Origin of the sequence: Nodosilinea sp. LEGE 07088 (assembly GCF_015207395.1) — a bacterium.
GTDB lineage: Bacteria > Cyanobacteriota > Cyanobacteriia > Phormidesmidales > Phormidesmidaceae > Nodosilinea.
Genome location: NZ_JADEWX010000012.1, coordinates 56,698 through 68,760, shown reverse-complemented (window position 1 = coordinate 68,760; position 12,063 = coordinate 56,698). Strand labels below are relative to the sequence as shown.

Sequence of the window (12,063 nt, the reverse complement as noted above, 5' to 3'; positions counted from 1 at the left end):
GTGGGTGGGTAAGCAGGTCAGGGGAGAGCAAATCTAGACTTCAAAGTTAAAAATTCAGCATTCTAAAGTTACTGTTCCGCTGCGGCGGCGTTTCCCTGTCGCCAGATCCACCAGGCGGCAAGGCAGAGCGTGCCGTTGCCAACGACGGTCATGGCCGCCTGTAGGGTCACCAGCCAAGCCAGCCCCGGCGCGTTATCGAACAGGTGCCAGGTGCAAGCCGCCATGGCGCTCACCAGTGCTGGCACCATGGCCACAGCCAGCCATCGCCACACTAATTTTTGGGTCACAGTGGCAAACTGCCAGATAAACCACATGGCCGCCATCCACTCCAGCACGCTTGAGATATGAATCATCCAGGTGGGTAGTGACAGGGCATGCATAGGGCTCAGGGGGTAGCAACAGCCTCTATTGTAGAGAGGTCGGGGTGATGCGTATAGCAAACTGCGACCAACGGGTTAACTCTGGGCAGGTGAGCATGCGAGCGGTTCTATGTGGCTATTATGGCTTGGGCAACGGCGGCGACGAAGCCCTGCTGGCAACACTGCTGCAAATGCTGCCCCCCACGGTGACGCCGGTGGTGTTGTCGGGCAACCCAGTCGAAACAGCCCAGCGCTACGGGGTCGAAGCGTTACCCCGCAAGGCCATTGGCCCTATCATGCAGGCTCTGCGCGGGGCCAATGTGCTGATTTTGGGTGGCGGTAGCCTGCTCCAGGATGCCACAAGTCGGCAAAACCCGATCTACTACGCGGGGTTGCTGGTGCTAGCCCAGTGGCTGGGGCTCAAAACCATTGCCTGGGGCCAGGGCATTGGCCCCCTCAACCATCGACTCAGCCGGGGTGTCGGGCACTACGCCCTAAGCCACTGCAACGCCGTCAGCGTGCGCGACAGCGGGTCAGCGGCCTGGCTGGCTCGCTGGCAGGTGCCAGGGATGCAGGCTCCAGATCCCGTCTGGGCCTTAGAGGCGGTGTCGGTAGAAGGGCTGTGGGAGCTACCGGCTCCACGGGTGGCGGTCGCCCTGCGGCCCCATCCCTGGCTGACGACAGCCCGGCTCGAGCAGTTTACCCAGGCGCTAGTGTCCTTTCAGAAAGCTACCCAAACCTGTGTGCTCCTGGTTCCCTTTCAGCCGAGTAAAGATCTGGCCATTGCCGAATATATTCAGCCGCGCCTATCTGGGCCCAGCCGCATCTACGCTCTGAGTGATCCACGCCAGCTCAAAGGCCTATTTCGCGGTGTGGAGATGACCATTGCCATGCGGCTCCATGCGCTGATTATGGCGGCGGCCGAAGGCTGTCGTAGCTTTGGGTTGAGCTACGACCCCAAGGTCAGCCACCTGATGACCGACCTAGATTTGCCAGGGGTTGACCTCAATCCCCAGAGCAGCGGGCCGCGCTGGCCCGATAGCCCCGAGCAGATGACAACCGCCTGGCTGCATGTCTACGCCAACGGCGAGTCCCCATCGCCCGATCAAATCAGCTCGCGGATCGATCGCGCCCGAATGCATCAGGACTTGCTGCGAGACATCCTCACCTCGGCTAGGGATTAACCCAGAGCCGACTCAATCGCCGCCTTAAGCGCAGAGTCATCGGGGGCAGTTTGGGGCTCAAACCTGGCGACGACCGCACCGTCGCGCCCGACCAAAAATTTGCCAAAGTTCCAGCCAATATCCGGGCCAGAACCCACCAAGAACTGATACAGCGGGCTGCGGGTGGGGCCATTGACATCCTGCTTTTCGAGCAGGGTGAAATCGACATCATATTTGGTCTTGGCGAAATCTTTGATTTCGTCTGGGCTGCCGGGTTCTTGCTGCCCAAACTGATTGCAGGGCACGCCCACAATCACTAAGCCGCGATCGCTGTAGGCCTTGTCGAGTTCCACCAGGCCAGAGTACTGGGGGGTAAGGCCGCACTTGCTGGCAACATTGACGAAAAGTACGACTTTGCCAGCCAGGGTCTCAGGAGCGAGGGGCGCACCATCTAGAGTGGCCAGATTTGTAGGAAGAGGCATAAACACATAACAATTGGCACAACATTATTCATTATGAGTCATCCTCGGCGATCGCTGAATTTTGCCGAGGATAGTTTTATGCGCTGTGGCGATCGCAGCTACGGGGTACCCTGTTCAGCCTGCCAGACAGCCTCTAGGGTAAACGGCAACGCAGCGGTCTCAACCGAAATTGAGGTGATCCCCCAGGCCACCAGATCGGCAATCAACTCGGGGTGACGCACCGGAGCCTGGCCACAGATAGAGCACAGCAACCCACAGCGACGCGCTTCTTGAACCAGGTGCGCCATCGCCAGCCGCACCACCGGATGACACTCGTCGTAGGCCGAGGCCATCACGGGCTGATCGCGGTCAATGGCCAGCAACAGCTGGGTGAGGTCATTCGAGCCGATGGCGATGCCCTGTACCCCCGCCTGGGCATAGGCAGGCAGCAAAAATAATACTGAGGGAACCTCTGCCATAATCCAGAGCGCAAAGCCCTGGTGATCAGTGAGCCCCGCCCGCGCTATCAGCTCACGGCAGGCAATCACTTCTTCAACGGTGCGCACGAAGGGCAAAATCAGTTGCAGATTGGTATAGCCCGCTCGCTGCAAAGTCGCTAGAGCCGACAGTTCGACTTGAAACAGCCGACTATCGATGTTGTAGCTCAGCGTGCCTCTCAAACCCAGCATCGGGTTAGACTCGACCGGCGGGCTACCCGCTAGCCCCTGCCATTCGTGCGATCGCAAATCTAGACTGCGGTAGCGCAGCGGCTTAGACCCCAGGGCCTTCAAGATCGGCTCTAGCTGCTGTACTAAACGCCCTTGCAGATCCGCCTCCTGACCTCGGTCAAGCCAATCCAGGGGGTGGCGGCCCTCTAAGATATCGAGCAATAGCCACTCAGAGCGCAGCAGCCCAATCCCCGCCACGTGATCGAGAGACAGCGCCGAGAGGCTACGGGTTTGGCTCAGGTTAACCATGACCTGGGTGGTCAGACGGCGATAGCGACTCGCGGGCTCTGTCACCAACGGCCTATCCTCAGCGACAAGGGATGGCTGGAACTGGGCCAAAGCCGCATCAAACTGGCTATGGCTGGCGGCGTCTTCGCTGAGACCATAGATCACACCGCGATCGCCATCGAGCCAGATCACCATGCCGTTGTCGAGGAGCTGGGTTGCCTGGGGAGCACCTACCACCGCTGGAATACCCATTTCGCGAGCTAAAATTGCCGCGTGGCAGGTGGCCCCGCCCCGTTCAGTCACAATACCCGTCACCGCCGCCAGCTGAAAAAACACGTCGGGCTGAAGATCGGGCAGCACAACGACACAATTCGGCGGCAGGGAAGCCGGCAAATCTTGAGGATGCTTGGCCACGATAGCCACCCCTTGAATCCGCCCTCCCGAGGCTCCAATCCCCTGCACCACCGTACTAACCAGGGGCAGTAGCGCCGCCTGACTCAGGGGTCGAGGCCGAAACCGAGCCTCTGGGATAAGAACGGTGGGGTCTGGGCCAGGGTCAGCTTGGGTAATGAGCAGGGTGGGATGGGCCGGGTTAGTACTCGGGTACAACAGCCACTCCAGCCGCAGGCTAGGAGCCTCTAACGCCGTTTGGGCCGCCTCCGCCACCGTCAAGAGCTGAGTCAGCTGAGCCAAATCCAGTGGCGCAGGCAACTCAGGGCGATCGCGCCACACCACCTGTACCGACCGCCCGACAATCTCTGGGCGGCAGCGATATTGAGACGCTGGCATCAGCTGATAGAAACAATCCTGAAACCCCGGTTCCCAACTGGCCTCAGCCACCCGCCCGAGCCTGACCCGGCAGCGAGCCGGAATCGCCTCACCTTGGCTCACAGCCAGGCCCAACCCCGCCACCGCCGTCACCGTCGCCTGCCCCTGAACCAACGTCAGGGTACCTGACAGCACGGCTGGATAGACAGGCATCACTAACGTAGCCAAATCGAGATCCGGTAGACGCTGGTTGCGGGCCCGCCAAACGATGAGACAGCGCGCCGTCAAAGCTTGACTCCAAAACTGCGGCAGTACCCGAGGCAGGGTCTCGAAATCACTTTCAATTTGGGCAGGCATCAGCCCGCCCAGAGCAGCCATCGGTCTTGAGGCAGCACCATCCTCAGATTCCCCCAGCCACAGAGAGGCACGCAGCATCCAGGCCGCAGGTACAAATTCAAGTTGATCGGCCTTAATCTGCCAGTCTGCTGAGTGCGACACCATCGACGGCAGGGCGCGCAGAGCTTTCTGCCACCGTTGGCTCAGCTGCTGTAACACCAGAAAATCATCCTGGTTGAGCTGTGCCAGCCCATAGCTATCGGCTTCAGCTGCCAGCATTTGCGCCAGGGTATGATGCCACGCCGCCGCAGAAATCACCCAGCCGTTGGCGACGGGCAATCCCCGTCGCCGCAGCACGCCAAGATAGTGGGCCTTATGGCCCACGGTGCGCAAGTCAGCGATGTCGAGCTCGTCCAGGTGTCGAAGCCAGGTCATGAAGAAAGTTAAGGCTTACAGCAGACGCACTGTGCACCTGCTAGAGAGCGCTAATTACAGCTTGGCAAGGCGGAAAATTTAAGGACGGGTAAGTAGCTAGACCCATCATCACAGCGGTGGACTTAACCTAAGCCAGGCCATGATGCAAGTTAGACCACCGCTCCGAGCTGCGAGGGCAAAACATCCCTAATTTTTTATGGGTGAACTGGTTTTCGAACCTAGATTTTATAGCTAGATTCTACAGAATCGCCGCCCAGACCGCAGCATTAGCAGCCGCCAATCCCCATGGCCCCCATAGAACATCATGATGTGTCAAAAATGCGTCAAAGAATTGCTTACCCGGCTACAATTGCCTAGTTTCACCCACGTCTAACCCCACTCCTGCGATCGACAATAGATCCAGGTGTTTGACATATAGCCATCGCCACGAAGGTTAGGACGTTTTCCTAGATCACCTGCCGGCGACGGCTATACGCCAGTTCGCTGCCCCAGTTTTTGCGGTTGGCGATTGTCTATGTCCTAAGCGAACTGGCCAACGCTATCCATCAGGGCAAACAGCTAGACGGGGAGTAACGGGATGCAACGACTGCTGTCAACAGCATTAATCCATCGGGGACAGCAGCAGTTGCTCAACCTATTTCTGTCAGGCCAGTGCCCCCTGTGCCAGCGATCGACCCCACGCCTCCTGTGCCCCAGCTGCGATCGCCAGGTACAACAGTGCCAGAGCACCACGGCAATAGATCTTAGCCAACCCGGCTTAGCCGTCGTAAGTTGGGGACATTATGAGAACGGTCTGCGCCAGGCGATCGGCCGCCTCAAGTACAGCGGCAACACCGACATTGCCCAGTATCTGGGCACCGAACTGGGGCAAACCTGGCTAGACCAACGACGGCGTCTGAGGCCATCGTCACGTCCGATCGCGATTGTGCCCATCCCCCTACATCCCACCAAACTACAGCAGCGGGGCTTTAATCAGGCCGACCTGCTGGCCCGCTGGTTTTGCCGTCTTACCCAGCTGCCGCTATACCGCTACGGCCTGGCGAGAGTGCAGGCTACCCAAGCACAGCACAGCCTTGGCCGCACCGCACGCCAGCAAAATCTAGCCCAGGCCTTTGCCGTTGACCCAGATCAGGTCAAAGCCTTGCAGCATAAGACAGTATGGCTACTCGACGATATTTTCACCACTGGCGCCACGGCCCAGTCAGCGGCCCAAACCCTACGTCGTAGCGGATTATCCGTCGGGGGTATTTGCACCGTGGCCAGGGCCCAGGCCTGGGCCACCGTCTCAGGCCAGCCCGCCCAACCCGGCAGCCATCCTTAGTCAATCTGCCGCCCCAAAGACAGACAAACCGGAGGATATAGTTACAGAACTCTCTATGAGAAGCATGTTAATAATTTACCGATTACCTTGCGCCACACCGCTGATGCATTAGGATAAATCTAAAGAAATTATTAACAACTGCTATGAACCCCCAACTTCTACGACATCTGTGGTCTTTGGTAGAACGGTCGCAAAGCAGTCATCTCCTGGCTTTAGATGACAATAGTCTGGTGTGCTGGCTAAGCGAGCAATTCGTCGGCCACCCCGCTATCAATCCAGTTGAGGCCGATCAACTCCAGCACTACATTCAAGCCAAAATCCCCCTCATTCGCGACTTAGCCCAGGAGCACTAAATTACACCCCATTTAGCTGGTATCGGTTGAATGATCATTAGGTGTGCCCAAGGCTCTCTCTCAACTGACTGAGTTTGGCCCACCTGCAGGTGTATTGTTATCTCTGATGCAAAATGAAAACTCAAACCGTTGGAGTGTTAAGCAAGTGCAACATTACCCATCAATTTGAATGTAAGTTTTGCAGTGTTTTTTTGTGAGTGAGGATTGATTCATGCGTAAGTGGGGTTTACTCGCAGCCGCTCTAGGGCTGACTCTAGCGGCCTGTGGTGGTTCAACAACAACAACGGCCGATGGCGGCGGCGATGATACCGCTCCGGCTGCAGGGGGTAGCCGTCTGGATGTCGTGAAGGATCGCGGTCAGCTAATTTGCGGGGTTGATGGTGGCATTCCTGGCTTTAGTTTCGTCGATGAAAGCGGCACCTACTCCGGGCTTGACGTCGATGTCTGTAAAGCCGTAGCCGCAGCAGTTCTGGGCGATGCCGAGGCAGTAGAGTATCGTCGCCTCGACTCTACCGAGCGTTTTACCGCGCTGTCTGGGGGCGAGGTCGATATGCTGTCCCGCAATACCACCTGGACTATCAGCCGAGATAGCAGCGTCGGGCTAGAGTTTGCACCGACTACCTTCTTTGACGGTCAGGGCATGATGGTCAAAACCGCTAGCGGCATTACCAGCCTGGAAGATTTCGCTGGCAAAGCCATCTGTGTTGAGACGGGCACCACCACCGAGCTCAATCTGACCGACCAAATGCGTCAGCTGGGTGTTGACTTCGAACCCGTAGTGTTTCAGGATGCCGACGCGGCCTACGCGGCCTATGCCGAGGGCCGTTGCGAAGGGATGACCTCTGATAAGTCACAGCTGGTTGCCCGCCGCAGCACTCTGCCTAACCCCGAAGAGAATATTCTGCTCGAAGTCACCATGTCCAAAGAGCCCCTCGGTCCGGTCACCGTCAACAACGACTCGACCTGGTTTGACGTGGTGAAATGGACGACCTTCGGCCTCATGCAAGCGGAAGAGTTTGGTATTACCTCCGAAAATGTGGCTACCTTCGAGGGTACTGAGAATCCTGACATTGCTCGCTTCCTAGGGGCTGAGGGCACCTTGGGCACCGATATGGGCCTGCCCAACGACTTTATGGTGCAGGTCATTACTCAAGTGGGCAACTACGGCGAGATCTTCGAACGCAATCTGGGAGCCGACTCTCAATTTGAGCTAGAGCGTGGTCAAAACGCTCTGTGGACCGAGGGTGGGCTGATGTACTCTCCCCCTTTCCGCTAGGAATAGACCAACTCTGGTTGAAAGCCATTGTCTTTGCCAGTAGGGGAAATTAACCCTCCCCTACTGGGTGCTTGAGTTCTGAAATCATCCCAGGGTGCAGCTGAGCTGCACCCTTTTTCATGAATCCTTGTAACAAATCGAACTTTTCTTGGCAGCCCTCTTAGATTATTTTGCTTACAGCTTTGTGCACTGAATTCAATCCAGGTGATATAGATGGCCCACGATAGCGGCGGCAGCTCCTTCGAGCTGAAAGCGATGCTGCGAGATGAGCGCTTCTGGAAGATTGCCTTTCAGGTGATTACGCTAATCGTTGTGCTTGCCTTGGTGAGCTTCTTCCTCAGTAACCTCAATCGCAACCTGATTCAACAGGGGCGCGCGTTTAGCTTCAGTTTTTTGACCAACCCCGCCGGTTTTAGTATCGGCGAAAGCCTGATTCAGTACCGTCCCAATGATCCCTACTGGCGAGCTTTGATCGTTGGTTTAGGTAATACCCTCAGCCTCGTCGCCAGCGGTATCGCCCTGACGACGTTCCTGGGGGTGGTAGCTGGGGTAGCGAGCTTCTCAAAAAATTGGCTAGTGCACAAGCTCAGTCGGATATACGTAGGGTTGGTACGCAATATTCCACTCCTGCTTCAGCTTTTTTTCTGGTACTTCGCGATTTATGGTGCTCTGCCCCAGCCCGAGAACCAGATTGGCGTTTTCGGGATTGCTTTCCTCAATAATCGGGGCGTCTATATCCCCTGGGCAAGCAGCGCGGTACTGGCACTGTTGGGTATCGCCGCTACGATTGGGGCCGTGATCGCAGCGTTTTACCTTTGGCAACAGCGCACCAAAATCCGGGTTGAAACCGGCACTGGTGGCAAGACCCAGACCATTGGGCTGGCGGTGCTAGGCCTGTTGTGGATCGCCATCATAGTATTCGGCATGAATTGGACAATACCGGCAGGCGTCGAGGGCGGCGGGGTCGAGGGCGGGCTACGTCTGTCACGGGAGTTTGTGGCCTCCCTAACGGCCCTGGTGTTTTACACCTCCGCCTTTGTGGCTGAAATTGTGCGGGCCGGTATTCAGTCAGTGTCAAAGGGGCAGTGGGAAGCGGCGCGATCGCTCGGTCTACCAGCTGGCTCAGTCATGCAGCTGGTGGTCTTTCCCCAGGCCCTACGGGTGATTATTCCCCCCATGAACAGCGAGTACATGAACCTGACGAAAAACACGAGCCTGGCCTTTGCCGTGGCTTTCCCAGAGATGTACTCGGTGGCAACCACCACCTACAACCAGACCGGTCGCCCGGTAGAGGTGTTTGTAGTACTCATGGCTACGTACCTTTCCCTTTGTCTTCTCATCACCCTGGTGATGAACCAGCTCAACCAGAATGTGCAGTTTAAGGAACGCTAAGCCATGACCTCTGTAACTCCCGATTCCTTCTCCTCTGCGCCGCCTGATGTAGTGGCTTTAGGCCCCGTCCCCTGGGCCAAAAAGAACCTGTTCAGCGACTGGTTTAACAGCCTGCTTACCCTTGTGATTGCGGGCATCTTTAGCTGGGGCATGATTCGTCTGGTGTCATGGGCATTGACCACCGCCCAATGGGAAGTCATCCCCAACAACTTTGGGCTGTTCATGACCGGCACCTTCCCGATCAATCTATATCCTCGGATCTGGGCATTGCTGGCCATTGTCTGCGGTTTAGCCGGGCTCTCTTGGGGGGTGCTGGGGCGCAATCTCTCGACTCTCTTTAGCCGCAATGTGCTGATCGGGTTTGGGGTAGCTTGCGCATTTATGGTTCTCTTTCCCCCAACTCGGCCTAGCTCTCTGATCCTGTTGCCCATTGTCGCTCTAGTGGCCGGGACTGCCGCCGCTGGTCGTCAGATTGGGCGCAAATTTCCTGGGGTGGGCAAGTGGATCTCTTTGGCCTGGTTTCTGTCCTACTTTGTCGCGCTGTGGCTAATTGGCGGTGGTCTAGGGCTGACCAAGGTCTCAACCAATGACTGGGGCGGCCTGTTACTCACCCTGTTTACCGCCGTTAGCGGCATTGCCCTCTGTTTTCCTCTGGGGCTGTTGCTGGCCCTGGGTCGACGCAGTGCTCTACCGATCGTGCGGGGGCTGTCTACCCTCTACATCGAGATAGTGCGGGGGGTTCCTCTCGTCGCGGTGCTGTTTATGGGCCAGGTGATGATTCCGCTGTTTTTGCCCCTGGGGTCGCGGCCCGATCGCATTTTGCGGGCCATTATCGCTCTGGCTCTGTTTAGCGCCGCCTATCTGGCTGAGAACGTTCGGGCTGGTTTGCAGGCTGTACCCCGTGGGCAGCAAGAAGCCGCTATGTCCCTGGGTCTAAATACCCCCACGACGCTGGGACTAATCATTTTGCCCCAGGCCCTTAAAATTGCGATTCCGGCCATCGTCGGGCAGTTTATTAGCTTGTTTCAAGACACGACGCTGCTGTCAATTGTGGGTCTGGCAGAACTGTTGGGTATCGGTAAGTCAATTCTGGCGAACCCATCTTATCTAGGCCGCTATGCCGAGGTCTACCTGTTCTTAGCGGTGATTTACTGGTTCTTCTGCTATGCGATGTCGTTAGGCAGCCGCAAAATCGAGGAAAAGCTCAATACGGACAACTGATCGGGCTGACGTTGTCACCGTGTAACAGTTGACAGTATGGAGGCTTAAAACCCCATAGGGTTAAGGCAAAATGATGTTATCTCTTTAACTCATTGTTTAGGCGTCGTTAATGACCCGTCGAGGGTCGCTTTTAGAGGAAACCTTCCATGACACAGTTTCAGACGGAGCAGTCATCGGCCCACCATACGGGCATGGAGCCAGTAATTGTCGCCCGTGATGTCGAAAAGTGGTACGACAATGGCTTTCATGTGCTCAAGGGCGTCAGTATGACGGTCTATAAGGGCGAAGTGCTGGTCGTCATGGGGCCTTCTGGATCAGGTAAGTCAACCTTCATTCGCACCTTCAATGCGTTGGAACCCTACCAAAAAGGCAGTATTGAAGTAGACGGCACCGTTATCTCCCACGATCTCAAGGATATTGAGGCTATTCGCCGTGAAGTAGGCATGGTGTTTCAGCAGTTCAACCTGTTTCCTCACCTGACGGTGCTGCAAAACGTGACCCTAGCCCCGATCTGGGTACGCCGCTGGCCCAAGGCCAAAGCCCAGGAAGTAGCCATGCAGTTGTTAGAACGGGTTGGCATTCTGGAGCAGGCCCATAAGTTTCCGGGGCAGCTTTCGGGTGGTCAGCAGCAGCGGGTAGCGATCGCGCGATCGCTGGCCATGCAGCCAAAAGTCATGCTGTTTGACGAGCCCACCTCGGCCCTCGACCCCGAAATGGTGCGCGAGGTACTCGATGTCATGCGATCGCTGGCTGATTCAGGCATGACCATGGTCTGCGTCACCCACGAAGTTGGCTTTGCCCGCGAAGTGGCCGATCGAGTTGTGCTCATGGATGGCGGCTATCTGGTAGAAGAAAACACCCCCCAAGATTTCTTCAGCAATCCCCGCGAAGATCGCACCCAAAAGTTCCTCTCACAAATTCTGTAAGCACTGACTATCTGGCTTGGGCTGAGTTTAGCCCAAGCCCAGAGCCAAAACTATGGACATAGGTTGCCTGGGTCGACCCAGCCAGGCGGGCTGGTGCGACTACAGTAGTAGCGAGTGCCCACCCAGTCAATCACCCAACCACTGTCGGTTAGGGCTAGGTCATAGCGTCTTTCAACACCGCCGAGGGAGTCATCGCAGAGGCCTACCGTAGTGACGGCCACCGCTGTAATATCGTTATCGAGCCGTTCGATGCGGGTCTGCGTCCACCGCAAGCATTCACCGCCCTCCCCTTGAGAGGCGAGATATCCCCTTGCCAACGAGAACGGCGACAGATCACTGACATCGAAAAGTTGGGTATCTGGCCACGAACCATCGGCGGTCATTTCGGCGGGCTCATAGGCTGAGCGATCGGCGATCGCGCTGCTGCTAGCCGACACATCGATCACCGAGGTAACTTCAGCCGCATTGTTGCTGAGGTCATCGGTGAGAGCCTTGTCATTGCGATCATTGGGTTGGGGCGCAGCGTTACAAGCCGCGATCATCACCATCATCACCGCTGCTACCCCTAGACCACGCCAAGCCGCCCTATAGGTGGGGCAGTGCTGGCGAGTAAAAAGATTCATAATTGAAAAGCTCAGAGTCACACCACCATACTATTTCACCGATTTAGGGCGATGGCATGAAAATTCTGGAACAAATTCGCCTCGACTATCAGCACTTTCCCCACCACCAGAGCTACCATCTGTACGCCGATGACGTGTATTTTCAAGATCCCTTAAATCGCTTTCGCGGCGTCGATCGCTACCAGCGGATGATTGGCTTCATTGGGCACTGGTTTAGAGCTATCGACCTACAACTCCACGATATCCAATATATTGGCCCCAGCCAAATTCACACTCGTTGGACCCTCAGCTGGGTCGCCCCGCTGCCCTGGCAACCAGCCATGAGCATTCCTGGCCATAGCGAGTTGGCGCTGGGTGACGACGGTAAAATTATTTCCCACATCGACTATTGGGACTGCTCCCGCCTAGCGGTGCTGAAACAGGTGTTTAGCCTGCAAGATTAAAGGCCGTCGGGGGCGATACTAAGGTCATCC

At 56.7% G+C, this 12,063-nt stretch carries 12 protein-coding genes; 8 read left to right on the top strand and 4 right to left on the bottom strand.

Annotated features, from left to right (window positions below):
• Positions 1-68: 68 nt before the first annotated feature.
• Entirely contained in the window at positions 69-380 is a 312-nt protein-coding gene (locus IQ254_RS05345) for a DUF2499 domain-containing protein (protein ID WP_193965132.1), read from the bottom strand.
• Between the two features lie 95 nt (positions 381-475).
• Here IQ254_RS05345 and csaB point away from each other — a divergent pair, with 95 nt between their 5' ends.
• Positions 476-1,543, top strand: a complete 1,068-nt coding sequence (gene csaB / locus IQ254_RS05340; protein ID WP_193965139.1) for a polysaccharide pyruvyl transferase CsaB — start codon at positions 476-478, stop codon at positions 1,541-1,543.
• On the opposite strand, the gene IQ254_RS05335 is transcribed toward csaB, so the two are convergent.
• Together IQ254_RS05335 and IQ254_RS05330 are read right to left on the bottom strand one after the other, a co-directional pair.
• Positions 1,540-2,004 carry a glutathione peroxidase gene (locus IQ254_RS05335; RefSeq protein WP_193965131.1) on the bottom strand — a complete coding sequence of 155 codons (465 nt, stop codon included), beginning with the start codon at positions 2,002-2,004 and terminating at the stop codon, positions 1,540-1,542. The two genes, csaB and IQ254_RS05335, sit on opposite strands and share 4 nt — an antisense overlap.
• Before the next feature lie 98 nt (positions 2,005-2,102).
• Positions 2,103-4,478, bottom strand: coding sequence for a putative PEP-binding protein (locus IQ254_RS05330; RefSeq protein WP_193965130.1), 2,376 nt, complete (start codon positions 4,476-4,478; stop codon positions 2,103-2,105).
• A 577-nt stretch (positions 4,479-5,055) separates the two neighbouring features.
• Here IQ254_RS05330 and IQ254_RS05325 point away from each other — a divergent pair.
• The 6 genes from IQ254_RS05325 to IQ254_RS05300 all read left to right on the top strand — a co-directional run bounded on the left by IQ254_RS05325 (position 5,056) and on the right by IQ254_RS05300 (position 10,967).
• Complete coding sequence (locus IQ254_RS05325) at positions 5,056-5,799, top strand: ComF family protein (RefSeq protein WP_193965129.1); 744 nt, start codon at positions 5,056-5,058, stop codon at positions 5,797-5,799.
• Between the two features lie 143 nt (positions 5,800-5,942).
• A complete protein-coding gene (locus IQ254_RS05320) occupies positions 5,943-6,152 on the top strand; it encodes a hypothetical protein (protein ID WP_193965128.1) in 210 nt (69 codons plus the stop codon).
• Between the two features lie 211 nt (positions 6,153-6,363).
• The gene (locus IQ254_RS05315; RefSeq protein ID WP_193965127.1) at positions 6,364-7,428 is read left to right on the top strand and encodes an amino acid ABC transporter substrate-binding protein; all 1,065 of its coding nucleotides are present in this window, start codon (positions 6,364-6,366) and stop codon (positions 7,426-7,428) included.
• A 213-nt stretch (positions 7,429-7,641) separates the two neighbouring features.
• On the top strand, positions 7,642-8,820 hold the full coding sequence (locus IQ254_RS05310) for an amino acid ABC transporter permease (RefSeq protein WP_193965126.1): 1,179 nt from the start codon (positions 7,642-7,644) through the stop codon (positions 8,818-8,820).
• A 3-nt stretch (positions 8,821-8,823) separates the two neighbouring features.
• On the top strand, positions 8,824-10,041 hold the full coding sequence (locus IQ254_RS05305; protein ID WP_193965125.1) for an amino acid ABC transporter permease: 1,218 nt from the start codon (positions 8,824-8,826) through the stop codon (positions 10,039-10,041).
• Between the two features lie 146 nt (positions 10,042-10,187).
• Positions 10,188-10,967: an amino acid ABC transporter ATP-binding protein gene (locus IQ254_RS05300; RefSeq protein WP_193965124.1), complete on the top strand. Its 780-nt coding sequence runs from the start codon at positions 10,188-10,190 to the stop codon at positions 10,965-10,967.
• A 50-nt stretch (positions 10,968-11,017) separates the two neighbouring features.
• On the opposite strand, the gene IQ254_RS05295 is transcribed toward IQ254_RS05300, so the two are convergent.
• Positions 11,018-11,590: a hypothetical protein gene (locus IQ254_RS05295; protein WP_193965123.1), complete on the bottom strand. Its 573-nt coding sequence runs from the start codon at positions 11,588-11,590 to the stop codon at positions 11,018-11,020.
• Between the two features lie 56 nt (positions 11,591-11,646).
• Here IQ254_RS05295 and IQ254_RS05290 point away from each other — a divergent pair, with 56 nt between their 5' ends.
• Positions 11,647-12,033: a DUF2358 domain-containing protein gene (locus IQ254_RS05290; RefSeq protein WP_193965122.1), complete on the top strand. Its 387-nt coding sequence runs from the start codon at positions 11,647-11,649 to the stop codon at positions 12,031-12,033.
• The last annotated feature ends 30 nt before the right edge of the window (positions 12,034-12,063 follow it).

Coding starts and splice junctions, on each gene's coding strand:
- IQ254_RS05345 (WP_193965132.1), bottom strand. CDS start 380: ATGCATGCCCTGTCACTACCCACCTGGATGATTCATATCTCAAGCGTG.
- csaB (WP_193965139.1), top strand. CDS start 476: ATGCGAGCGGTTCTATGTGGCTATTATGGCTTGGGCAACGGCGGCGAC.
- IQ254_RS05335 (WP_193965131.1), bottom strand. CDS start 2,004: ATGCCTCTTCCTACAAATCTGGCCACTCTAGATGGTGCGCCCCTCGCT.
- IQ254_RS05330 (WP_193965130.1), bottom strand. CDS start 4,478: ATGACCTGGCTTCGACACCTGGACGAGCTCGACATCGCTGACTTGCGC.
- IQ254_RS05325 (WP_193965129.1), top strand. CDS start 5,056: ATGCAACGACTGCTGTCAACAGCATTAATCCATCGGGGACAGCAGCAG.
- IQ254_RS05320 (WP_193965128.1), top strand. CDS start 5,943: ATGAACCCCCAACTTCTACGACATCTGTGGTCTTTGGTAGAACGGTCG.
- IQ254_RS05315 (WP_193965127.1), top strand. CDS start 6,364: ATGCGTAAGTGGGGTTTACTCGCAGCCGCTCTAGGGCTGACTCTAGCG.
- IQ254_RS05310 (WP_193965126.1), top strand. CDS start 7,642: ATGGCCCACGATAGCGGCGGCAGCTCCTTCGAGCTGAAAGCGATGCTG.
- IQ254_RS05305 (WP_193965125.1), top strand. CDS start 8,824: ATGACCTCTGTAACTCCCGATTCCTTCTCCTCTGCGCCGCCTGATGTA.
- IQ254_RS05300 (WP_193965124.1), top strand. CDS start 10,188: ATGACACAGTTTCAGACGGAGCAGTCATCGGCCCACCATACGGGCATG.
- IQ254_RS05295 (WP_193965123.1), bottom strand. CDS start 11,590: ATGAATCTTTTTACTCGCCAGCACTGCCCCACCTATAGGGCGGCTTGG.
- IQ254_RS05290 (WP_193965122.1), top strand. CDS start 11,647: ATGAAAATTCTGGAACAAATTCGCCTCGACTATCAGCACTTTCCCCAC.